Source organism: Cupriavidus necator, from assembly GCF_016127575.1.
Lineage (GTDB): Bacteria > Pseudomonadota > Gammaproteobacteria > Burkholderiales > Burkholderiaceae > Cupriavidus > Cupriavidus necator_D.
Window position 1 is genome coordinate 1,174,498 of record NZ_CP066018.1, and the last position, 21,590, is coordinate 1,196,087.

Sequence of the window (21,590 nt, forward strand, 5' to 3'; positions counted from 1 at the left end):
TCCTGCCCGATCCAACCCGCCGCCTGAAGGCCGCCACTCCTGGCGGCCTTTTTCGTTAACAGTTCGATGACATGAGCCTTGCCGTCCTACGCAGCCGGGCACTGACCGGCATCGCCGCGCCGCCGGTGCGGGTCGAGACCCACCTCGCCAACGGCCTGCCGGCATTCACCATCGTCGGCCTGGCCGACACCGGCGTGCGCGAAAGCCGCGAGCGCGTGCGCGCCGCCATCCTCAACAGCGGTTACGAGTTCCCCAACCGCCGCATCACCGTCAACCTGGCCCCGGCCGACCTGCCCAAGGAATCCGGCCGCTTCGACCTGGCCATCGCGCTGGGCATCCTGGCCGCCAGCGGCCAGATCCCGTCCGAGGCACTGGATGCTCATGAGTTCGCCGCCGAGCTGTCCCTGTCCGGCGAACTGCGCCCCGTGCGCGGCGCGCTGGCCATGGCCATGGGCCTGGCGCGCGACAACGCCGCCCGCGCCGCCGCCGGCGAGGCGCCGCGCGCCTTCCTGGTGGCCGCAGGCAATGGCGCCGAAGCCGCGCTGATCGAGGACCTGGCGGTGCATGCCGCCGCGACGCTGCGCCAGGCGTGCGACCATCTCTGCCCCCTGCCCGACGCGCGGCTGCCCCGCTCCATGCCGGCGTTGCTGCCCGCCGCCACGGACCGCGGCCCCGACATGCGCGACGTACGCGGCCAGGCCCAGGCGCGCCGGGCCATGGAAGTGGCCGCCGCCGGCCAGCATTCCGCCCTGCTGGTGGGCCCGCCGGGCACCGGCAAGTCGATGCTGGCGCAGCGCCTGCCCGGGCTGCTGCCGCCGATGACGCTGCAGGAAGCACTGGAGTCCGCCGCGGTCATGAGCCTGACGCCGGGCGGCTTCCGCACCGCGCTATGGGGCCAGCGCCCGTTCCGGTCGCCGCACCATACGGCATCGGGGCCGGCCATGGTCGGCGGCGGCGGCAACCCGCGCCCGGGTGAGATCTCGCTGGCGCACCACGGCGTGCTGTTCCTGGACGAGCTGCCCGAATTCGACCGCAGGGTGCTGGAAGTCCTGCGCGAGCCGCTGGAATCCGGCCGCATTACCATCGCCCGCGCCGCCGGCCACGCCGACTTCCCCGCCTGCTTCCAGTTCGTCGCGGCGATGAACCCCTGCCCGTGCGGCTACCTCGGCCATCCCGACCGCCCCTGCCGCTGCACGCCCGACCAGGTGCGGCGCTACCAGTCCCGCATCTCCGGCCCGATGCTCGACCGCATCGACCTGCAGGTGGAAGTCCCAGCGCAGGACCAGGGCGAGATGCTCGACGGCCCGCCTGGCGAACCCAGCGCCGTGGTGTGCACCCGCGTGCTGGCCGCGCGCGAGCGCCAGCTGGCCCGGCAGGGCAAGCCCAACAATGAACTGGGCGGACGCGAGATCGAACAGCACTGCACGATGGAAGCACAGGCGCAGGCACTGCTGCGCGGCGCGATGACGCGGCTGGCGTGGTCGGCGCGGTCGTACTACCGCGTGCTGAAGGTGGCCCGCACCATCGCGGACCTGGAAGGTGCCGAGGTGCTGACCGCCACGCATGTGGGCGAGGCGATCCAGTACCGGCGGGCGTTGCGGATGGCGGGCGGTTGAATGCCTCGGCCTAAGCTACAAGCGAAGCCAGCGTCGCAGCCCGCGTTCGGTCAGCCGCATCACGCCTCCTCAGACCACTGCACGCCTTCGCGCGCCATGAACGCCGACGAAGCCGCCGGGCCCCAGGTGCCGGCGGTATAGGGGCGCGGGCCTTCGTCCTGCTGGCGCCACGCTTCCAGGATCGGGTCGACCCAGGTCCAGGCGGCCTGCAGTTCGTCGCGCCGCACGAACAGCGCCAGCCGTCCGCGTATCACGTCGAGCAGCAGGCGCTCGTAGGCTTCGGCGCGCCGGGTGGTGAAGGCCGAGTCCAGGTTCAGCGCCAGGCTCAGCGGCTTCAGCTTCATGCCCTCGCCTGGCTGCTTGACCATCAGCGTCAGCCGCACCGACTCTTCCGGCTGCAGCCGGATCACCATGCGGTTGGGCTGCAGCGTGCTGCCGGCATCGAAGATCGAATGCGGCACCTCGGCGAAGTTGATCACCACCTCGGTCACGCGCTCCTGCATGCGCTTGCCAGTGCGCAGGTAGAACGGCACCTTGTTCCAGCGCCACGTGCCGAGCTCGGCGCGCATCGCGACGAAGGTCTCGGTGCGGCTGTCTGGCGGAATGCCTTCTTCCTGCAGGTAGCCGCGCACCAGCTCGCCGGCGATGGCGCCCGCGGTGTACTGGCCGCGCACGGTATTGCGGCGTACGTCCTCGGGCGACATCGGCCGCAGCGAGCGCAGCACCTTGAGCTTCTCATCGCGCACCGCATCGGAGGTGAGCGCTGCCGGCGGCTCCATCGCCAGGATGCTGACCAGCTGCAGCAGGTGGTTCTGCACCATGTCGCGCATGGCGCCGGCCTCGTCGTAGAAGCCGCCGCGCGTGCCCACGCCCACGGTCTCGGCCACGGTGATCTGCACGCTGCGCACGAACGGCGTGCGCCACAGCGGCTCGAAGATCGAATTGCCGAAGCGCAGCGCCATCAGGTTCTGCACCGTTTCCTTGCCCAGGTAGTGGTCGATCCGGTAGGTGCGGTCCTCGCTGAAGTAGCGGCTGACCACCTCGCCGATGCCGATGGCCGAGGCCAGGTCCACGCCCAGCGGTTTTTCCAGCACCAGCCGGGTGTCGTTGGCGATCAGGCCATGGCTGGCAAGGTTGTCGCAGGTGGCCGCGAACAAGCCCGGCGGCATCGCCATGTAATAGATGCGCAGCGCCTCCTGGCGCAGTTGCGCGGCCAGCGCCGGATAGTCCCCGGACTGCGACGCGTCAACGTGCACGAAATCCAGCCGCTGCAGGAAGGTCTGCCATTTGGCCGGCTCGAGATAGCGCGCTTCGACAAAGGGTTGTGCGCTTTCATCGGCAAAATTGACAAAGGCCTCGCGGTCCCAGCGGTGCCGGCCCACGCCGATGATGCGGGTGCCGTCGGGCAGGTTGCCGTCGCGGTGGCACATGTAGAGCGATGGCAGCAGCTTGCGTGCCGACAGGTCGCCGGCGCCGCCGAAGATGACGAGGTCCAGTGGCCGCGCGTCGGCAGTGCCGGAAGAAGAGGCGGTTCGGGTGGTTTGCATGACGGACTCCTTGCTTGCCGGGGCGGCATGGGGCGGTATTGGGGCGGTATGGGCCGGCTCAGCGCGTCTCGGTCACCTTGCGCAGGTACTGCGGCTGGTCGGGATTGCGGCCGCGTGCCAGCGCCAGCGCCTGCGCCGCGACATAGAAGCCCTGGATGGCGCAGACCGGATCGAGCAGCGGATGGCCGGCCGGCACCAGCGGCAACTCCAGGGGCAGCTCCGCATCAACCGTGCCAGGAGGCGCCGCCAGCAGCACGCGCGCACCGCGCTTGCGCATCTCGGCGGCCAGCGCCAGCAGTCCCGCCTGTTCCGGTCCGCGCGGCGCGAACACCAGCAGCGGGTAGCCGTCGCCGATGATTTCCATCGGGCCATGCCGCACTTCGGCGCCGGAGAAAGCCTCGGCCTGGATGCCGGAGGTCTCCTTGAGCTTGAGCGCCGCTTCCTGCGCGATCGCCAGGCCCGCGCCGCGGCCCAGCACGATCATGCGCTCGACGTCGCGCAGCGCTGGCACCAGCGCCGACCAGTCCTGCGCGGCCGCTTGCGCCAGCGCGGCCGGCAAGCCTGCGCAGGCATCGACCAGTTCGTGCTCGCCGCTGCGTGCGGCCTCGAGATGCCCCACCAGCAGCGCCGACATCGACAGCATGGCGATATAGCTCTTGGTCGCGGCCACGCTCTGCTCGGGGCCGGCAAGCAGGGGCAGTTCATGCGCGCACGCCTGCGCCAGCGGCGAATCGGGCGCGTTGACCAGCGCCACGGTGGCGGCGCCGCGGTCGCGCAGCGCTTGCATGGTCTCGACCAGGTCGGGGCTGCGGCCCGACTGCGAGAACGCCACCGCCAGCTGCCCGGCCACGCGCAGCGCGCTGTCGTGCAGCGTCACCGTCGACATCGGCAGCGAGGCCACCGGCACGCCCAGCCGGCGCGTGACCAGCGTGGCGAAGTAGCTGGCGGCATGGTCCGAGCTGCCGCGCGCCACGGTCAGCGCCGCGGGCCAGGCCTGCGCGGCGAGTTGCGCAGCCAGCGCGGCCACGCGCGGCGCCTGCGCCAACTGCGCGGCCACCACGGCCGGCGCGCTCAGCGCCTCTTCAAGCATTCTCGACACAGCATTCTCCTTCGACATAAACGGTGCGCACCAAGAGCGCGCGGTCCAGCACGACCGCGTCGGCCCAGCAGCCCTGTGCCAGCATGCCGCGGTCGGACATGCCCAGGTACTGGGCCGGATACAGCGAAACGCGCCGCGACGCATCGGCGAGGTCCAGCCCGATCGACACGAAGTTGCGCAGCGCCTGGTCCATGGTCAGCACGCTGCCGGCCAGCGTGCCATCGGCCAGGCGCACGCTGCCGTGGACCTTGTAGACGGTCTGGCTGCCCAGGTGGTACACGCCGTCCGGCATGCCCGCGGCGGCGGTGGCGTCCGTCACCGCATACAGCCGCGGAATCGCGCGCAGCGCGGCGCGGATCGCGCCCGGATGAACGTGCAGCAGGTCGGGGATCAGCTCGGCAAACTCGGCATGGGCCAGCGCTGCCGCCACCATGCCGGGCGCGCGGTGCTGCAGCGGGGTCATCGCGTTGAACAGGTGGGTGAAGCCGCTGGCGCCGGCATCCAGCGCGGCCACCGCGTCCTCATAGGTGCCCAGCGTGTGGCCCAGCTGCACGCGCACGCCGCGCGCGACCAGCAGGCGGATGATGTCCAGATGCCCCGGCAGTTCGGGCGCCAGCGTCACCACCTTCAGCGGCGCGGCGCCGAGGTACTGCTCCAGTTCTTCCGGCGTGGCAGTGGCCGAGGTATCGGGCTGCGCGCCCAGCTTGCCGGGGTTGATATACGGCCCTTCCAGGTGCACGCCCAGCATGCGCGCCGCGCCGGGCGGGCGCTGCGCGCAGGCGCGGTTCAGCGCCTGCAGTGCGGGCAGCAGCACGTCGTGCGGCGAGGTCATGGTGCTGCCCAGCAGGCTGGTGGTGCCAAAGCGCACATGCGCGCGCAGGATCACCGGCACCGCGGCCTCGCCATCCATGAAGTCCTTGCCGCCGCCGCCGTGGTTGAGCAGGTCGACAAACCCCGGCAGCACGTACGGGGCATCGTTGTGCTCAGGCGAGGCGGGCACGCCCTCGATGCGCGCGATGCGTCCGTCCGGGCCGGCATGGATCTCTCCGAAGATCCAGCCGGCCGGCGTCAGGATGTTTCCTTTCATGGCAATACTCTCCAATACATTCAGATCACCGGCCAGCCACCGTCAGAACAGGTGGATGATGCCGGCATAGGCGCCCTGCTGGTTCGCCCCGGCGCCCGGCATGGTGTCCGGCGACGCCTCCACCGAGAAGGTGGCATTGCGCGAGTTGAACACCGACGCCACCGTGCCATACAGCGAGGTGCGCTTCGACAAGTCATACTTTGCGCCCAGTGTGACAAGCGTGCCATGCCCGCCGCCATTGTTCAGGGTGGCGTAGTAGACGCCGGACAGCAGCGTCAGCGCCGGCAGCAGGCGGTAGTTGGCGCCGACCCATGCCATCTGGCTGCGCGTGGCGGCGTAGGGGTTCTCCGGCGTGGCCACGGTATCGCCCGAGGACACGGTCAGGTTATAGCCGGCGAACAGGCGCAGGTTGTTCAGCGCATAGCTGCCACCGAGCGTGTACTGGCGCGAGTTGACATACAGGTTGTCCATGCGGCCCTGCGTGTCGCGCAGTTCCTCGTAGATGCCGGTCAGGCTCAGGTTGCCCTGCGCGTACTTGACGGCCGCGCTCAACTGCTTGCCGCTGTTGAAGCTGCCCGCCACGCCGTCGCTGCCGGCCTGCGCGCGCACACTCAGCCCGCCCCACACCGGCGAGTTGTAGGTCACGGCATTGGTGCGCGAGCCCCAGTTGCGGCCATAGACCAGCGTCGCGACCGAGCTGGCCTGCAGGCCCATCGGGTCGATCGCGCCGCTCTCGTCGTCGGTCAGGCTCATGGCCCGGCCCAGCAGCAGCGTGCCCCAGTCGTTACTGGCCAGGCCCACTTGCGCGCGCCGGTTGAACAGCGGATCGGAGCGCCCGGTGCCGGAGGTGATCATGCCCTCCAGGTTGAAGACCCCGCGCAGGCCGCCGCCAAGGTCTTCTGCGCCGCGCATGCCCCAGAAGCTGACGCCGTACTGGTTGCTGCCGAAGCGGAAGGTGTCCACGTCGCCGCCCGGGCGGGCGATGCCGTTGACATAGTCGAGGCCGGCCACGGCGCGGCCATACAAGGTGATGCCGGTGCCGGCGGACTGGGCGCAGGCGCCCCCGGCCGACGCTGCGAGCAGCGCCGTCAGTGCAATGCGTTTCACGATCAATGACTCCTGGATAAGCAGACGGTATCCACCGGCGCGGCTGTCGTCGCGGCCGTCGTTGTTGTTGCCGATGGGGAAGGTCGACCGCAGCCGCACGGCTGCGGCGGCGGGGGTCAGGTGGGCATGGCCTGCAGGGCGCGCTCGAAGGCGGCAGCGTGTCCGTCTGCCGCATGGCCGAAGGCGATATGGGCGGTGTCATCGCCGATCCACATCAGCTGGCTGCCCGCAAGGTGGTCGGCGCGCACCCGGGCGCGCTCGCGCACCACCACGCGCAGCCGCGTCAGTGCCACCACGCCGACCGAGGCGATATTGGCGGCGCCGCCCAGCGCATCGATCCACCAGGCGGGATCGAAAGCACCGGCAGCCGGCACGGACGCCTGGGTAGCAACGGCGGGCGCAGCAGCCACCACGGCCGTGGCCTGCGGCGCCTGCTGCAGCACCGCGCGGATATCACCGGCAACCTGCTCGGCCTGCGGCCCGATCACCACCTGCACCACATTGGGCGGGCGCTTGAGCACGCCGCGTACGCCCAGTGCCTTGAGCCGCGGCTCGGACACCGCGCCGATGTCGGCCACGTTCAGCCGCAGACGCGTGGTGCAGGCATCGACCACGACCAGGTTGGCAGGGCCGCCCAGCGCTTCGACATACTGTTGCGCCACGCTGCCCGCGGCCGGCTGCGCGGCACCGCCGGCGGCCGCCACGGGCACCACTTCATCGCGGCCCGGCGTCAGCAGGTTGAAGCGGCGGATAAAGAAGCGGAACAGCCCGTAATAGACCAGCGCATAGGCCAGCCCCAGCGGAATCGCCAGCCAGCCGCGGCTGGACAGCCCGTAGCCCAGCACATAGTCGATCGCGCCGGCCGAGAAGGTGAAGCCCAGCCGGATATCGAGCGCATGGCACAGCGCCATCGACAGGCCGGTCATCAGCGCATGCAGGCCGTACAGCACCGGCGCCAGGAACATGAAGCTGAACTCGATCGGCTCGGTGATGCCGGTCAGGAACGAGGTCAGTGCCATCGAGAACAGCATGCCGCCAACCAGCGCGCGCCGCGCCGGCGGCGTCTCGTGGTACATCGCCAGGCAGGCCGCGGGCAGGCCGAACATCATCACCGGGAAAAAGCCGGTCATGAACAGGCCTGCGCCGGGGTCGCCGGCAAAGTAGCGGTGCAGGTCGCCCGATACCGCCGCCCCCGTGGCCGGATCGGCGTAGTTGCCGAACACGAACCACGCCAGGGTATTGATCAGGTGGTGCAGCCCGGTGACCAGCAGCAGCCGGTTCAGCAGCCCGAACACCAAGGCGCCGGCCGAGCCCGCCGTGGTCAGCCACGCGCCGGCCGCGTTAATGCCGGCCTGCACCGGCGCCCACGCATAGGCCAGCACGATGCCCAGCAGCAGGCAGCACAGCGCGGTGACGATGGGAACGAAGCGCTTGCCGGAAAAGAAGCCCAGATAGGGTGGCAGCGCGACATTGCGATAGCGATTGTAGAGCCCGCCCGCCACCGCGCCGGCGACGATGCCGGCCAGCACGCCCATGTCGAGCGATTTGTCGATGGTCTTCAGCACCGTGGTCAGCACCAGGTAGCCGATGGTGCCGGCCAGTGCCGCCGCGCCGTTGTTGTCGCGCGCAAAGCCCACCGCCACGCCGATCGCGAACAGCAGGGCCAGGTTGGCAAAGACCGCGTTGCCGGCCTCGGCCATCAGCTTGATGTCGAATACGTCGGGCTGGCCCAGGCGCAGCAGCAGGCCGGCCACGGGCAGCACGGCAATCGGCAGCATCAGCGTGGCGCCCAGGCGTTGCACCCTGGGCAGCAGGTCCATCTTCATTGGCGTTCTCCGAATCTGTGCGCGCGTGGCGCGTATTGGGTTGTGGTCGACCGGCGCTTATGCCGGCCAGTAGCGGCGGCACGCGTCGCGCACCGCGGCGGCTGACGGCAGCCGCAACAATTCGCCTGCGCGCTGCCGGCAATCGGCATGCGAGAGCGCGCGCACGCGCGCCTTGACGCCCGGCACCAGCCCGGCGTCGACTGACAACTCGGTCACGCCCAGCCCGACCAGCACCGGCACGGCCAGCGGGTCGCCCGCCAGCGCGCCGCACACGCCTACCCAGCGCCCGTGGCGCGCGGCGCCCTCGGTGGTGGCGGCGATCATGCGCAGCACCGCGGGATGCAGGCCATCCATGCGTGCCGCCAGCTCCGGCTGGCAGCGGTCAATGGCCAGGGTGTACTGGGTCAGGTCGTTGGTGCCGATCGAGAAGAAATCGGCGTGCTCGGCCAGCTGGTCGGCCAGCAGCGCGGCGGAAGGGACTTCGATCATCACGCCGACCTCGATCTCGGGATCGGTACCGGCTTCGGCCGCCAGCGCACGGATGCGTTCGCGCCAGGCCAGCAGTTCGCCGACCTCGCTGACCATCGGCAGCAGGATGCGCAGCGGCCCGCTCGCGCGCACTGCAAGCAGGCCGCGCAGCTGGTCGTCCAGCAGTTGCGGGCGCACCTGCGCCAGGCGCACGCCGCGCAGGCCCAGGGCGGGGTTGTCTTCGGCAGGCAGGTGCAGCCAGGCGGCGTCCTTGTCGGCGCCGATATCAAGCGTGCGCACGATCGCGCTGCGGCCCTGCAGGGCATCGGCAATGGCCTGGCAGCTGGCGGTGTGGTCCGCCGCCGCGGGGGCTGCGTCGCCGTGCAGGAACAGCAGTTCGGTGCGCAGCAAGCCGACCGCGTCGGCACCATGCGCCACGGCATTGCGGGCGTCGTCGAGGCTGCCGATATTCGCGGCCACCTCAATAGGCACGCCGTCGCGGGTGCTGGCCGCGGCGTGCGCGGCGCGCAGGTCGGCCTCGCGCTGCTGCGCGCGCAGCCTGACGGCGCTGGCGGCGGCGGCCAGCAAATGCGCATCGGGGCAGGCGTGCAGGCGGGCGCTGTCGCCGTCGGCGATGACCGGCGTGCCGTCCTGCAGGCGCTCCAGCGCGCTGCCCAGAGCCACCAGGCAAGGGATGCCGAGCTGACGCGCGATGATGGCCGCGTGCGAGGTCGGGCCGCCGCGCGCCATCACCAGTGCGGCAACCCGGGTGCGGTCCAGTCCGGTCAGGTCGGACGGCGTGAATTCCCCGGCGGCCAGCACGATGACATCGCCGTCGGCGGCCGGTGCGGGCAGCTGGACCGGGGCACTGCCCGCCGGGGCCAGCGCACGCAGCACGCGCTTGCCCAGGTCCAGCAGGTCGGCAGCGCGTTCGGCCATGCGGCGGTCGGCCATCGCGGACAGCATGGCGGCTTCGGCCCGGGTGGCCTCGCGCCAGGCAAAGCCCGCGCTCTTGCCGGCGGCGATCATGGTCTCGGCCGCGGCCTGCAGGGCCGGGTCTTCCAGCAGCGCGCGATGCATGGCGAAGATGCCGGCCTCGGCGCCGGCGCGGCGTGCGGTGGCGGCTTCGCTCTCATGCGCCAGCTGGGCGTCGATGGCCGCCAGCGCGGCGCGCAGGGCCTCGCGCTCGGCAGCAATCCCCTGGCCGGCCTCGGCCGGCTCCGGCGTGGTCTCGCGCCACCAGTGCAGCGTGCCGATCGCGATGCCGGGGGCGGCAGCCACGCCGGGGATGCCATCCGCCGGCAGGCCGGCGCCCGGCCCAGGCTGCGCAATCGGTGCGGCCACCGTGGGCACGGGTTCTTCTTCGCCCACGCCGGCGCGCTGCAGTTCGTATGCGACCGCATCGAGCGCGGCACCGGCATCGCGGCCGGTCGCCACCAGCTCGACCGCGGCGCCCTCGTCGGCGGCCAGGCCCAGCAGCGACACCAGGCTGGCCAGGCTCGCCTGCCGGCCGCCGTAGTGCAATGCGACGGCGGCGTCCAGGCCGCGCGCGGCTTCGCGCGCCCGTGCCGCGGGCCGCGCGTGCAAGCCGCCGGGGCAGGCCAGCGTGACCGTGCGCCGCTGTTCGGCTGCGCTCGCGTGGTCTTCCTGCGCGGGCGCCGCGGCACCCGCGGCACGCACCTGCAGCAGCACCGTGCGGCCCGCGTCGGCCTGCGCCGCGCCGGTCCTGCCGGCGACCGTGAAGGCATCGCCATTGGCGATTGCCATCACCGTCACCAGGCTCGACGCCTGCTGCGCGACACGGTCGACATCGAAACGGATCAGCGCATCCCCCTGGCGCACGGCAGCGCCCTGCGCCACGCAAGGCGCAAAGCCTTCGCCGCGCAGCGACACCGTATCGATGCCGACATGGAGCAGCACCTGCGCCCCGCACGGAGCCTGCAGCGTCAGGGCGTGGCCGGTGGCGGCCAGGTGGACGATGGTGCCGTCGCAAGGCGCCACCAGCGTGTCGCTCAGGGGGTCGATGGCCAGGCCGTCGCCGAACATGCCGTCGGCAAAGACCGGGTCCGGCACGGCCGCGAGGGGAAGCAGCACTCCGCTCACCGGAGCCCGCAGCAACAGGGTTTCGCTCGTCTCAGCCATTTTGCTTCCAGAAGTCGCGGCGGCCGGTGCAGAAATGCGACGGCGCCAGGGTCAGGCGAAAGATAGACGGCAACCGACAATAAAAATACCAGTGAAAACCACTACAACAATATTGTATCTAAGTGGCATCTTTATTGAGGCAAGGCAAAACAGTCCTTGGATGGTCCTCACATTCGCCTTAATCACCATAACCCACGGAGATAGGTAAGATTTTTCCAAATCACAGCAGCATTTTCCGACGCCATAATCAGCAGAACCATTTCAATACCAATTGACGTAAAGCGAAGCGATGGCGATGTTATCGCCCAGATGACGCAATGCCGCACCATCGACGTCAAATGTCCTAAAGTGGTATCATCACCTCCACACTCTGGTACCTACGAGGATTCGCAATGGATCAACGGCTGCAGGCTCTCAAGCCGGACGAAGCGGAGGCGACGCCGATCTACCTGCAAGTGGCGCGCAGGCTGGCCGCGGCCATCCAGGCCGGCCAATGGCGGGTTGGCGACGCGCTGCCGTCCGAGCGCACGCTGGTGGATTCACTGGAGATTTCACGCGTCACGGCGCGGCGCGCGCTGCAGGTGCTGGCAGAGGAAGGCGCGATCACGCGCAGCCGCGGCGCGGGCACCTTTGTCGCGCCGCGCCCTGAGCAGAAGGCGGCGCGGCTGGACAACTTCAGCGAGCTGGCGCGCCGGCGCGGCATGACGCCGGCCAGCGAACTGGTGGCGTTCGAACGCCGCCGCGCCACGCCCCAGGAGGCTGCGGCGCTGGCGCTGCAGGAAGGGGAAGAGATTGTCAGCCTGACCCGCCTGCGCAAGGCCGACGGGCAGGTCTTCTGGATGGATGTCACCACGCTGGCACTGGCCGTGCTGCCCGACGCCAGCGCCATCGGCGAATCGCTGTACGCCTACCTGGAGCGGATCGGCAAGCCGGTGCTGCGCGTCACCGAAAGGCTGCGCGCGATCGTCGCCGGCGAAGCACTGGCCGCGCGCCTGCAGATCGCGCCCGGCGAGCCGCTGCTGCATATCCTGCGCACCGGCTACACCCATGGCGACCAGCCGGTCGAACTGACCGACGGCTACTGCCTGAACGATTTCTACGAGCTGAAGCAGTAGTGCCCGGCACGCCCGGCAACCGGCGGCTCGACCGGGGGCGGGGTCGGATCTTCCTCTGGCGGCAACGGCAAGTCCGGGGGGATGCCCGGCGGCCCGGGCTCTTCGACCGGGGGCACGGTATGGCGCGGCTGCAGGCGCGCACCGGCGTGGGGGTTCGGCAAGGCGGGCATGCGGGGTCTCCGTGGCCGGGTTTCCTCCTCATTGAAGCAAACCCGGCCGGTGCGCGCCAGTATTGATGCAGACGCCGCTCAGGCGTGTTGCCGGCGCACGAAGAACAGCGCCGCGCCCACCGCCATCAGCACGCTGCCAAAGAAGCGGTTCTGCCAGCGCACCGCGCGCGCATTACGGAACAGCCCCTGCATGCGCGACGCCAGCAGCGCATAGCCATGCATCACCACCAGGTCCACGCAGCACATGGTGGCCGCCAGGATCGCCAGCTGCAGCGCAAGCGGCCGGTTGGGATCGATGAACTGCGGCAGCACCGCGACCATGAAGATGATGCCCTTGGGGTTGGTCACATTGGTCAGCAGGCCGGTGGCAAAGCGCCGGCGCCGGCTCATCACCGCTACGCGCACGGGGGCGGTGCTGCCACCCTGGTCCGCCCCGCTCTCCACCTGCGCGCGCCATTGCTGCACGCCGAGGTAGATCAGGTACAGCGCGCCTATCGTCTTGACCACCATGAAGGCCTGCTCCGAGGCCAGCAGCAGCGCGCCCAGGCCGCCGCCCGCCACCAGCAGCACGATCACCAGCCCGGCCTGCAGGCCAAAGATGGTGGTGGTGGTCCTGCGCAGCCCGTACGAGAGCCCATGGCTCATCGACAGCACCGCGCCCGACCCCGGCGACACGGCGATCACCCAGCACGCGGCGAAAAAAGCCAACCATACTTCCCAACGCATCCCACTCTCCTTTGACGACAACCATGCCGGGGCCACGCTCCCGCAGCCACGGCACCAACAATCTTTCCTGCGACGCGGCGCGTCAGAACGGGTGGAAGCCGCCCAGGAACTGCTCCACCTGCTCGGCCTGGCGCGCGTCGCGCGCGGCATCGCCCGATTCCAGCACCACCGCCTGGTACGCGCGCGTACCCACCGCCACCAGGCGCGCCGTCAGCCGGCGCGGCGACTGGTCCTGCGGCGACACCCCGCTGGCCTGCACTTCCACGCCGGCAAGCGGGCGGCCCGGACGGTCGGCGCTCATCACGGTGACGGGCCGCGCGCGCGGCTCGCCCGACGGCGTGCCGAGGTTGGCCAGCAGGCCGGCCTGCATCGCCGCCAGCGCCTCGCGCCGCAGCGCTTCGTCATCGGCGGGCAGCGTCACCACGCCCACGGCGAACAGCGTGTCGTCGACGCGCGCAGCTTCCATCGTCATCGGCAGCTTGCGCCCGGCAATGGTCACGTCGCGCGCGGCGCTGGTGGGCTTGCCCGGATAGAGCGCGGCGTAGGCGCCCTCGCCGGACTGGATGGTGCGCCAGTCATAGCGCGGTGAACAGGCGCACAGGGCGAATGCCAGCACGGCGGCACAGCACAGCAGCGGGCGGCGGACAGCGGCAGGAAAGCTCGGCGGGGGCGGCACAAGACGCATCGGGAATCCATGGGGGACGGCGCGCGCAGGCTGCGGGCGGCGCTGGCGGACGCCATCGCCTGCGGGCGGAAACCGGTATTATCCCGAAAGCGGCGCTTCAGTGCTTGCTGCGCCGCTCCCGCTACCGCCCTGCCCCCACGTTCCAGCCATGCCTGCCGCCCTCATTGCCCGCCACGCCTTCGCCATAGCCAGCCTGCGCTGGGTGGCCGCGGGTGCGTTGCTGGCAGCCGCGGCCGGCATGCCCGCAGCCGCGGCCGGCATGCCCGCAGCCGCGGCCAGCCCCGCCCACCTGCCGCCGGCCACCGACCTGGCCGCCCACGGCACCGAGGCCGCGCGCCGCGGCGAGCCGCTGGTGGTGCTGGTGTCGATGCCGGGCTGCAGCTATTGCGACGCGGTGCGCCGCAACTACCTGGGCCCGCAGGCCGCCGCCGGCGAGATTGCCGTGCGCGAGCTCGACATGACCGCCGACACCCCGCTGCGCGATGCCGACGGCAGCCTGACCACCGCGCGCGCGTGGGCCCGGGCGCACCAGGTGCGGGTGGCGCCCACGGTGCTGTTCCTGGACCGCCAGGGCCGCGCCGCCGCCGGCCCGCTGCGCGGCATGCAGCCGGATTTCTACGGCGCCTACCTGGAACAGGCGCTGGACCAGGCACGCGCCGCCGTCCGGCGCTGAATCGATCGGGACGCTTGCGGCGGATTGCCGCAGCCCGGCCCCGCGCAGCGCGCGAACGCCTGCGGCATTAGAATGTCCCATTGCTGACCGAACCTGCCTGACCCGGATTCCATGACCACTGCTGCCCCTGCCACCAAATCCTCCCGCAAGCCCTGGCCCATCGTCGCGGCCGTGGTCGTGCTCGCGCTGCTGGGCTGGTTCGGCTACCGCGCGCTGGCGCCGGCCAATACGGCCCCGGCGGCCACCTTCACGCTGCTGTCGGGCGAGAAGGTCAGCACCGCCGACCTCAAGGGCAAGGTCTACATGATCAACTTCTGGGCCACCAGCTGCGCCACCTGCGTCAAGGAAATGCCTGACATGGTCCGCACCTATGAGCAGTTCAAGGGCAAGGGGCTGGAATTCGTCGCCGTGGCGATGAACTACGACCCGCCCATGTATGTAATGAACTACGCCAGGACGCGCGGCCTGCCGTTCAAGGTGGCGATGGATTCCGACGGCACCGCGGCCAGGGCCTTCGGCAATGTGCAGCTGACGCCGACCACCTTCGTGGTCGACAAGGACGGCCGCATCCTGAAGCGCTATGTGGGCGAGCCCGAGTGGGATGCGCTGCACAAGCTGCTGGATGGCGCGCTGGCAAAGTCCGCGTAACGCTCCCGCGGCAACCGCAGCGAAAAGGTGCTCATCGAGCACCTTTTTCTGTTTTTGCGCACGATCGCTAGGGCAGCAGGTTGCGCGACATCCCTGTATGGATATACAGTTGGCGCCAGCCTTTTTCTGAGTTTTCCGAGCCTTCCCCGAGCCCCGCCTGTGACTTTGGACCTAGCCCCCGCCGCCGACCTCGCTGCCCCTGGAGCCGATGATGTCCCCGCCTACCTGTCCCGGCTCAACCCGGAGCAGCGCGCCGCGGTGGAACACGGCAGCGACGCGCCGCTGCTGATCATCGCCGGCGCCGGCTCGGGCAAGACCAATACGCTGGCGCACCGGGTCGCGCACCTGGTGCTGGCCGGCGCCGATCCGCGACGCATCCTGCTGCTGACGTTCTCGCGCCGCGCCGCGGCGGAGATGGGACGGCGCGTCGAGCGCATCGTCGACCAGGCGCTCGGCACCCAGACCGGCGCGGGGCGCGCGGCGCTGCAGTGGTCCGGCACCTTCCACGCCATCGGCGCGCGCCTGCTGCGCGAATACGCCGAGACCCTGGGCCTGTCGCCCGCCTTCACCATCAGCGACCGCGGCGATGCCGCCGACCTGATGCACGTGGTGCGCCACGACCTGGGCCTGTCGGAGACCGCCAGCCGCTTCCCGAAGAAGGAAACCTGCCTGGCGATCTACTCGCGCGTGGTCAACACCCAGGCGCCGCTGGAAGACGTGCTCAAGCAGCAGTTCCCGCGCTACGCGATGTGGGCGGATGCGCTGCGCACCCTGTTCGCCGGCTATGTCGAGGCCAAGCAGAAGCAGCATGTGCTGGACTATGACGACCTGCTGCTGTACTGGGCGCAGGCCATGGCCGAGCCCACCATCGCGCAGGACATGGGCGCGCGCTTCGACCACGTGCTGGTCGACGAATACCAGGACACCAATGCGCTGCAGGCGTCGATCCTGCTGGCCATGCGGCCGGACGGCCGCGGCCTGACCGTGGTGGGAGACGACGCGCAGTCGATCTACGCCTTCCGCGGCGCCACCGTGCGCAATATCCTGGACTTCCCGGCGCAGTTCACGCCGGCCGCGCAGCAGGTCACGCTGTCGCAGAACTACCGCTCGACGCAGCCGATCCTGCAGGCCGCCAACGCCGTGATCGGGCTGGCGGCCGAGCGCTATACCAAGGACCTGTGGTCCGAGCGCGCCTCGGCCGAAAAGCCCGGCGTGATCGTGGTCAACGATGAGGCCGACCAGGCCCGCTACGTGGTCGAGCAGGTGCTGGCGCGGCGCGAGGCCGGCCTGACGCTGATGGCACAGGCGGTGCTGTTCCGCGCCGCCGACCACAGCGCGCAGGTAGAGATCGAGCTGGCCCGGCGCAATATCCCGTTCGTGAAGTTCGGCGGGCTGAAATTCCTGGAATCGACCCACGTCAAGGACGCGCTGGCGGTGGTGCGCTGGCTGGAGAACCCGCGCGACCGCATGGCGGGCTTCCGCACGCTGCAGCTGCTGCCCGGCATCGGCCCCAAGACCGCGGCGCGCGTGCTCGATGCGCTGGCGCTGGCCACCGAGCCCTTGTTCTCGCTGGAGCAATTCGAGCCGCCGCCGGCCGCAGCGCCCGCCTGGGCCGACCTGCTGGCGCTGGCGCGCGCGCTGATGGCGCCCACCTCGCCGTGGCCGTCGGAGTTCGAGCAAGTGCTGGCCTGGTACGCGCCGCACCTGGAGCGCCTGCACGACGATGCCGCCGCGCGCCAGGCCGACCTGCAGCAGCTGGAGCGCATCGCCGCCACCTACGGCGCGCGCGAGCGCTTCCTGACCGAACTGACGCTGGACCCGCCCAGCGCCTCCAGCGACGAATCCGGCGTGCCCTCGCGCGACGAGGACTACCTGATCCTGTCGACCATCCACTCGGCCAAGGGCCAGGAATGGAAGGCGGTGTACGTGCTCAATGCGGTTGACGGCTGCATGCCGAGCGACCTGGCGACCGGCACCACCGAAGAGATCGAGGAAGAACGGCGGCTGCTCTATGTGGCAATGACGCGGGCCAGGGACCACCTGGACATCGTGGTGCCGCAGCGCTTCTACGTGCACCAGCAGGTGGGCTTCGGCGACCGGCATGTGTATGCGTCGCGCACGCGCTTCCTGCCCAACCGCGTGATGCCCAACTTCTACAGCCGCTCGTGGCCACCCCCGCCGATGCCGGGCGAAGGGCCGGCCAGACCCGCGCTGGCGCCGGTGGACCTGGCCAGCCGGATGCGGAATATGTGGCGCTGACCAGCGCCACACATCCGTCTTACGCTACCTTCTCCAGCAGCAAACCCTTGAGGTACTCGCCTTCCGGGAATGCCGCCAGCATCGGGTGATCCGTGCCGGCCGACAGCCGCCGCAGGATGCGTGCATCGGCGCGCGCATCGGTCACCGCGCCCGCCACGATCTTCTGGAACAGCTCCATGCTGATCGCGCCCGAGCACGAGTAGGTAAACAGCAGCCCGCCCGGGCGCAGCAGCTGCATGCCGACCAGGTTGATTTCCTTGTAGGCGCGCGCGGCGCGGTCGATATGCTGCGCCGACGGGGCGAACTTGGGCGGGTCCAGCACGATCAGGTCGAACTGGCGGCCCTCGGCGCGGAATTCACGCAGGGTCTTGAACACGTCGGCATCGAGCCAGGTGGCACGCTCGGGTTCGAAGCCGTTGAGCGTGACATTGCCAGCGGCGATCTTCAGCGCCTCGCCCGACGAATCGATCGAGGTCACCGAGGTGGCGCCGCCGCGCAGCGCCGCCAGCGAGAAGCCGCCGGTATAGCAGAAGCAGTTCAGCACCTCGCGCCCGGCGGCCAGGTCGCCCACCAGCTTGCGGTTGTCGCGCTGGTCGACATAGAAGCCGGTCTTGTGGCCGTTGCGCACGTCGACGTAGTAGCGCACGCCGTGCTCGGTGACCGACAGCGCCGGATCCGGCTCGGCGCCGGCCAGCACCCCGGTCACCAGCTCCAGGCCTTCGCGCTGGCGCACGGCGGCGTCGGAACGCTCATAGACGTTGGGGCAGCCGGTTTCCTTGACCAGTGCCTGCACGATCGCGGTCTTCCAGTGTTCCACGCCGGCCGAATTGAACTGGCACACCAGCTGGCCCTTATCACCGTTGCCGTAGTAGTCGACGATCAGGCCGGGCAGCCGGTCGGATTCGCCGAAGATCAGCCGCACTGCGTCGCTGTCCTTCACCCATTGGCGCCGGTAGGCAACGGCCGCGGCCACGCGGCGCTTGAACAGGGCGTGGTCGACCGGCTCGTTTTCATCGAAGGTCCACGCGCGCGCGCGGATCTGCGACTCGGGGCTGTAGGCGGCCTTGGCCAGGAAGCGGCCGTCGGCGGCGCGCACGATCACGGTCGCGCCCGGCTCGCAGCGCCCTTCGGTCGTGGCAATGCCGGTGGCGTAGATCCACGGGTGGCGGCGCAGCAGGGATTTTTCCTTGCCGGGTTTCAGGGTGATGGTGTTCATGTTGGTATGGGGAAACTGCAGACCACCAGCAATTGAAACTGGCGCGAACGCATCAAGGCGACTCCCCTCTCCCGCGCGCGGGAGAGGGGAGAAAACAATGCGGGAAGGACAGGTTAGAGGACGACCTTCACCATCGGATGCGAAGTCAGCGCCCGATACAAGTCGTCGAGCTGCTCGCGGCTGGTGACCCACACCGTCACGGTCAGGCCCAGGTAGTTGCCGCCGCTGGAGGGGCGCATTTCCATCTTGCCGGCGTGGAAGTCGGGATCGAACTCCTGCACCAGCGTGACGATGGCCTCGGCAAAGCCGTCCTGCATCGCGCCCATCACCTTGATGGGAAAGTGGCTGGGGTATTCGATCAGCGACTGCTCCGGCGGGATGTCGCCCGGCTTGTTGCTGCCTTGCTTGTCGGTTGTCATGTCGGATTCTCCGGCACGAAACCGGCGCGCCGCATGGCGCGCCGGCTTACGCGCATTCAGGTCACTTGCGCTTGAACCACAGGCGGATGGTGTCCCACAGGCGGCCGAAGAAGCCGGCCTCGGGCACTTCTTCCAGCGCCACCACCGGGAACTCCGCCACCTTGTTGGTGCCGTCCATCAGCTTGACCATGCCCACCTGCTGGCCTGCCGAGATCGGCGCGATCAGCAGTTCCTGGCGCTCCAGCACCGGCTTGAGGCGTCCGCCGGTGCCCTTGGGCACGGTGACGAAGGTCTCGTTCTGCACGCCGATCTTGACCGTGCCGCTCTTGCCCTTGTAGATGTCCGGCGTGGCCAGCACCTGGCCCTTGTCGTACAGGCGCAGCGTGTCGAAGAACTGGAAGCCGTAGTTGAGGATCTTCAGGCTTTCCTGGGTGCGCACCTGTTCGGTGGTGGTGCCGATCACGATCGAGATCAGGCGGCGCGAGCCGTCCGGCACGTTGGCCAGCGGCCGCTTGGCCGACGAGATCAGGCAGTAGCCGGCGGACTTGGTGTGGCCGGTCTTGACGCCGTCCACGGTCGGGTCGATGTACAGCAGGCGGTTGCGGTTGGGCTGCCTGATCTTGTTATAGGTGAACTCCTTCTGCGAGTACATGGCGTAGTACTCGGGAAAGTCCTTGATCAGGCGCGTGGTCAGCGTGGCCAGGTCGACCGCGGTGGTGTAGTGGTTCGGGTCGGGAATGCCGTCGGTGTTGGTGAAGTGGGTGTTCTTCATGCCCATGCGCTGGGCCTCGCGGTTCATCATCGCGACGAAGCCCTCTTCCGAGCCGCCCACGGCTTCGGCCAGCGCCAGCGCGGCGTCGTTGCCCGACTGCACGATCAGGCCCAGCAGCAGGTCCTGCACGGTGACCGGCTTGTTGGGCTCGATGAACATGCGCGACTCGTCGCTTTTGACCTTGAGCACCACGCTGGTCGGCACCACCGCCTGGTCCAGCGTCAGGCGCTTTTCCTTGAGTGCCTCGAACGCCAGGTAGGCGGTCATCAGCTTGGTCAGCGAGGCCGGCTCGATGCGCGCATCGGCATTCTGCGACGCCAGGGCCTGGCCGCTGGTCACGTCATACAGCATCCACGACTTGGCTGCGACTTGCGGCATCGGCACGCCCTGCGCCAGGACGGCGGCAGGCGCGGCGGCCAGCACGATGGCGGCGGCGATGGCGGCGGGAGCAAAAGCGGACGAAAGGCGTGTCGTGGCTCGATTCAGCATGTTTCTGTTTTCCGACAGTAAGAAGGTGGCGCGGGGATGGTCCGGGTGGCGGCGTGCCGGCCTCACCGGTCCCACGCATTGACGACGAGCTGCTTGATCAGGTGCAGCTTGCGGTGAAAGAAATGGTCGGCGCCGGGGATCACGATCACCGGCAGCTCCTGCGGGCGGGCCCAGTCGAACACGCTGGCCAGCGGCACGGTGTCGTCCTGTTCGCCATGGATCACGATGGTGTCGGCCGGCACCTCGGCTACCTGCCAGCGGCTGGCGGCGGTGCCCACCAGCACCAGGCGCTGCGCGGGCGTGCCGGCCTCGGCCAGGCGGCGCGCCACGTGGGTGGTGACGAAGCTGCCGAACGAGAACCCGCCCATGGCCAGCGGCAGCGTTGCGGCCTGTGCCGACCACGCGGTCTGCTGGCGCATCCAGGCCACCACGGCCAGCAGGTCGTCCTGCTCGGCGATGCCGTTGTCATGCTCGCCGGCGCTGCCGCCGACGCCGCGGAAGTTGGGGCGCACCGTGGCATAGCCCAGTTGCACGAAGCTGCGCGCCAGCGTCTGCGCGACCTTGTTGTCCTTGGTGCCGCCGAACAGCGGATGCGGATGCGCTACCAGCGCCAGGCCGCGCGGCTCACCTTGCGGCAGGTCTACCGAGAGATCGATCGCACCGGCGGGACCGGCGATGGAAAGTACCTGGGTATGCGCGTTCATGATGGCGGTCAGGATGGCGGTGAAGCCAGCGCCCGGCGGGAAGCCCGGGCAAAAATGAAAAAACCGTCCGGCTGGCGGGCGGCGGAGCAATACGGCAAAGCGGCAAAACAGGGAAGCAACAAGCCGGCATGCGCCGGCTTCGGTTGGTTCAGCGGTCCACCATCAGCCGTTCGACAGGCTTGCCCTTCATCAGGTGGCTGTCGATGATTTCATCGATGTCGTGCTCGTCGACAAAGGTGTACCAGATGGCCTCGGGGTAGACCACCAGCACCGGGCCGAGTTCACAACGGTTCAGGCAGCCTGCCTTGTTGATGCGCACGCGGCCTTCGCCGCCGGCGATGCCCAGTTCCTTGCAACGCTTCTTGGCGTATTCCTGCATCGCCTGGGCGTTGTGGTTGGCGCAGCAGTTCTCGCCGGCCTCGCGCTGGTTCAGGCAGAAGAAGACGTGGTGCTGGTAGTAGCTGCTCATGCGTACGGTGTGAGAAGGCGGCCCCGGACGGCGGCACGGCCCGGACGGCATTGAACGGAAGCTCGGAATTATACGGTGTCGCGGCGGCATGGCCGCGATGGCGGCGCCCTGGCACGGCGGTCTAAGTTGCCGCCGGCCCCCATCGGGTGGCGCTTCGCGCACCTGCGATGCATCCGGCATTCCGAAACCCCGGAGTCGCGCCGTCCGGATTTCCGGAATCCCGGAGGCCGCGCGCCCGTGCCGGGCCGGTGTTTCCTTGTGAATCAACCAGTTAGCAATGCCGGTTTGACTGGCACGGCGGTTGCGAATTCCCGTCCCTGAACGCGCCGCAACCGTGACGGCGCGCGGCCCGA

At 69.7% G+C, this 21,590-nt stretch carries 19 protein-coding genes; 5 read left to right on the forward strand and 14 right to left on the reverse strand.

Annotated elements, in window-relative coordinates; translation table 11 throughout:
• Window positions 1–71 precede the first annotated feature (71 nt).
• Window positions 72–1,616: a YifB family Mg chelatase-like AAA ATPase gene (locus I6H87_RS05450; protein ID WP_011614457.1), complete on the forward strand. Its 1,545-nt coding sequence runs from the start codon at window positions 72–74 to the stop codon at window positions 1,614–1,616.
• A 59-nt stretch (window positions 1,617–1,675) separates the two neighbouring features.
• Here I6H87_RS05450 and zwf read toward each other — a convergent pair whose 3' ends face one another.
• From zwf to ptsP, 6 genes are all read right to left on the reverse strand, one after another.
• A complete protein-coding gene (zwf, locus tag I6H87_RS05455) occupies window positions 1,676–3,163 on the reverse strand; it encodes a glucose-6-phosphate dehydrogenase (RefSeq protein ID WP_010814847.1) in 1,488 nt (495 codons plus the stop codon).
• Window positions 3,164–3,221: 58 nt separating this feature from the next.
• Window positions 3,222–4,253: an SIS domain-containing protein gene (locus I6H87_RS05460; protein WP_010814848.1), complete on the reverse strand. Its 1,032-nt coding sequence runs from the start codon at window positions 4,251–4,253 to the stop codon at window positions 3,222–3,224.
• A complete protein-coding gene (nagA, locus tag I6H87_RS05465) occupies window positions 4,246–5,349 on the reverse strand; it encodes an N-acetylglucosamine-6-phosphate deacetylase (protein ID WP_010814849.1) in 1,104 nt (367 codons plus the stop codon). The genes I6H87_RS05460 and nagA overlap by 8 nt, the downstream gene beginning before the upstream one ends.
• A 42-nt stretch (window positions 5,350–5,391) precedes the next feature.
• Window positions 5,392–6,456 (reverse strand): porin, encoded by a 1,065-nt coding sequence (locus tag I6H87_RS05470; protein ID WP_011614456.1) that lies wholly within the window; start codon window positions 6,454–6,456, stop codon window positions 5,392–5,394.
• A gap of 116 nt (window positions 6,457–6,572) precedes the next feature.
• On the reverse strand, window positions 6,573–8,282 hold the full coding sequence (gene nagE, locus I6H87_RS05475) for an N-acetylglucosamine-specific PTS transporter subunit IIBC (protein ID WP_011614455.1): 1,710 nt from the start codon (window positions 8,280–8,282) through the stop codon (window positions 6,573–6,575).
• Between the two features lie 57 nt (window positions 8,283–8,339).
• Complete coding sequence (gene ptsP, locus I6H87_RS05480) at window positions 8,340–10,892, reverse strand: phosphoenolpyruvate--protein phosphotransferase (protein WP_011614454.1); 2,553 nt, start codon at window positions 10,890–10,892, stop codon at window positions 8,340–8,342.
• Window positions 10,893–11,284: 392 nt separating this feature from the next.
• On the opposite strand from ptsP, the gene I6H87_RS05485 reads away from it, so the two are divergent.
• Window positions 11,285–12,007, forward strand: a complete 723-nt coding sequence (locus tag I6H87_RS05485) for a GntR family transcriptional regulator (RefSeq protein ID WP_010814853.1) — start codon at window positions 11,285–11,287, stop codon at window positions 12,005–12,007.
• On the opposite strand, the gene I6H87_RS05490 is transcribed toward I6H87_RS05485, so the two are convergent.
• From I6H87_RS05490 to I6H87_RS05500, 3 genes are all read right to left on the reverse strand, one after another.
• Complete coding sequence (locus I6H87_RS05490) at window positions 11,989–12,177, reverse strand: hypothetical protein (RefSeq protein ID WP_081050386.1); 189 nt, start codon at window positions 12,175–12,177, stop codon at window positions 11,989–11,991. The genes I6H87_RS05485 and I6H87_RS05490 overlap by 19 nt on opposite strands.
• A gap of 78 nt (window positions 12,178–12,255) precedes the next feature.
• Complete coding sequence (locus I6H87_RS05495) at window positions 12,256–12,903, reverse strand: LysE family transporter (RefSeq protein ID WP_010814854.1); 648 nt, start codon at window positions 12,901–12,903, stop codon at window positions 12,256–12,258.
• Window positions 12,904–12,985: 82 nt separating this feature from the next.
• Window positions 12,986–13,588 (reverse strand): hypothetical protein, encoded by a 603-nt coding sequence (locus I6H87_RS05500; RefSeq protein WP_010814855.1) that lies wholly within the window; start codon window positions 13,586–13,588, stop codon window positions 12,986–12,988.
• 148 nt (window positions 13,589–13,736) lie between these two features.
• Here I6H87_RS05500 and I6H87_RS05505 point away from each other — a divergent pair, with 148 nt between their 5' ends.
• From I6H87_RS05505 to I6H87_RS05515, 3 genes are all read left to right on the forward strand, one after another.
• Window positions 13,737–14,261, forward strand: coding sequence for a SoxW family protein (locus tag I6H87_RS05505; RefSeq protein ID WP_011614453.1), 525 nt, complete (start codon window positions 13,737–13,739; stop codon window positions 14,259–14,261).
• A gap of 111 nt (window positions 14,262–14,372) precedes the next feature.
• Complete coding sequence (locus I6H87_RS05510) at window positions 14,373–14,909, forward strand: TlpA disulfide reductase family protein (protein WP_010814857.1); 537 nt, start codon at window positions 14,373–14,375, stop codon at window positions 14,907–14,909.
• 159 nt (window positions 14,910–15,068) lie between these two features.
• Window positions 15,069–17,168, forward strand: a complete 2,100-nt coding sequence (locus I6H87_RS05515) for an ATP-dependent helicase (protein ID WP_011614452.1) — start codon at window positions 15,069–15,071, stop codon at window positions 17,166–17,168.
• 19 nt (window positions 17,169–17,187) lie between these two features.
• On the opposite strand, the gene I6H87_RS05520 is transcribed toward I6H87_RS05515, so the two are convergent.
• The 5 genes from I6H87_RS05520 to I6H87_RS05540 form a co-directional block, all read right to left on the reverse strand.
• On the reverse strand, window positions 17,188–18,384 hold the full coding sequence (locus tag I6H87_RS05520; RefSeq protein WP_010814859.1) for a class I SAM-dependent rRNA methyltransferase: 1,197 nt from the start codon (window positions 18,382–18,384) through the stop codon (window positions 17,188–17,190).
• A gap of 113 nt (window positions 18,385–18,497) precedes the next feature.
• A complete protein-coding gene (locus I6H87_RS05525) occupies window positions 18,498–18,803 on the reverse strand; it encodes a YbeD family protein (RefSeq protein ID WP_010814860.1) in 306 nt (101 codons plus the stop codon).
• Between the two features lie 61 nt (window positions 18,804–18,864).
• On the reverse strand, window positions 18,865–20,064 hold the full coding sequence (locus I6H87_RS05530) for a D-alanyl-D-alanine carboxypeptidase family protein (RefSeq protein WP_010814861.1): 1,200 nt from the start codon (window positions 20,062–20,064) through the stop codon (window positions 18,865–18,867).
• Between the two features lie 62 nt (window positions 20,065–20,126).
• On the reverse strand, window positions 20,127–20,768 hold the full coding sequence (locus I6H87_RS05535; RefSeq protein ID WP_010814862.1) for an alpha/beta hydrolase: 642 nt from the start codon (window positions 20,766–20,768) through the stop codon (window positions 20,127–20,129).
• A 148-nt stretch (window positions 20,769–20,916) separates the two neighbouring features.
• Window positions 20,917–21,237, reverse strand: coding sequence for a (2Fe-2S) ferredoxin domain-containing protein (locus I6H87_RS05540; RefSeq protein ID WP_010814863.1), 321 nt, complete (start codon window positions 21,235–21,237; stop codon window positions 20,917–20,919).
• Window positions 21,238–21,590: the final 353 nt, after the last annotated feature.

Coding starts and splice junctions, on each gene's coding strand:
- I6H87_RS05450 (WP_011614457.1), top strand. CDS start 72: ATGAGCCTTGCCGTCCTACGCAGCCGGGCACTGACCGGCATCGCCGCG.
- zwf (WP_010814847.1), bottom strand. CDS start 3,163: ATGCAAACCACCCGAACCGCCTCTTCTTCCGGCACTGCCGACGCGCGG.
- I6H87_RS05460 (WP_010814848.1), bottom strand. CDS start 4,253: ATGCTTGAAGAGGCGCTGAGCGCGCCGGCCGTGGTGGCCGCGCAGTTG.
- nagA (WP_010814849.1), bottom strand. CDS start 5,349: ATGAAAGGAAACATCCTGACGCCGGCCGGCTGGATCTTCGGAGAGATC.
- nagE (WP_011614455.1), bottom strand. CDS start 8,282: ATGAAGATGGACCTGCTGCCCAGGGTGCAACGCCTGGGCGCCACGCTG.
- ptsP (WP_011614454.1), bottom strand. CDS start 10,892: ATGGCTGAGACGAGCGAAACCCTGTTGCTGCGGGCTCCGGTGAGCGGA.
- I6H87_RS05485 (WP_010814853.1), top strand. CDS start 11,285: ATGGATCAACGGCTGCAGGCTCTCAAGCCGGACGAAGCGGAGGCGACG.
- I6H87_RS05490 (WP_081050386.1), bottom strand. CDS start 12,177: ATGCCCGCCTTGCCGAACCCCCACGCCGGTGCGCGCCTGCAGCCGCGC.
- I6H87_RS05495 (WP_010814854.1), bottom strand. CDS start 12,903: ATGCGTTGGGAAGTATGGTTGGCTTTTTTCGCCGCGTGCTGGGTGATC.
- I6H87_RS05500 (WP_010814855.1), bottom strand. CDS start 13,588: ATGCGTCTTGTGCCGCCCCCGCCGAGCTTTCCTGCCGCTGTCCGCCGC.
- I6H87_RS05505 (WP_011614453.1), top strand. CDS start 13,737: ATGCCTGCCGCCCTCATTGCCCGCCACGCCTTCGCCATAGCCAGCCTG.
- I6H87_RS05510 (WP_010814857.1), top strand. CDS start 14,373: ATGACCACTGCTGCCCCTGCCACCAAATCCTCCCGCAAGCCCTGGCCC.
- I6H87_RS05520 (WP_010814859.1), bottom strand. CDS start 18,384: ATGAACACCATCACCCTGAAACCCGGCAAGGAAAAATCCCTGCTGCGC.
- I6H87_RS05525 (WP_010814860.1), bottom strand. CDS start 18,803: ATGACAACCGACAAGCAAGGCAGCAACAAGCCGGGCGACATCCCGCCG.
- I6H87_RS05530 (WP_010814861.1), bottom strand. CDS start 20,064: ATGCTGAATCGAGCCACGACACGCCTTTCGTCCGCTTTTGCTCCCGCC.
- I6H87_RS05535 (WP_010814862.1), bottom strand. CDS start 20,768: ATGAACGCGCATACCCAGGTACTTTCCATCGCCGGTCCCGCCGGTGCG.
- I6H87_RS05540 (WP_010814863.1), bottom strand. CDS start 21,237: ATGAGCAGCTACTACCAGCACCACGTCTTCTTCTGCCTGAACCAGCGC.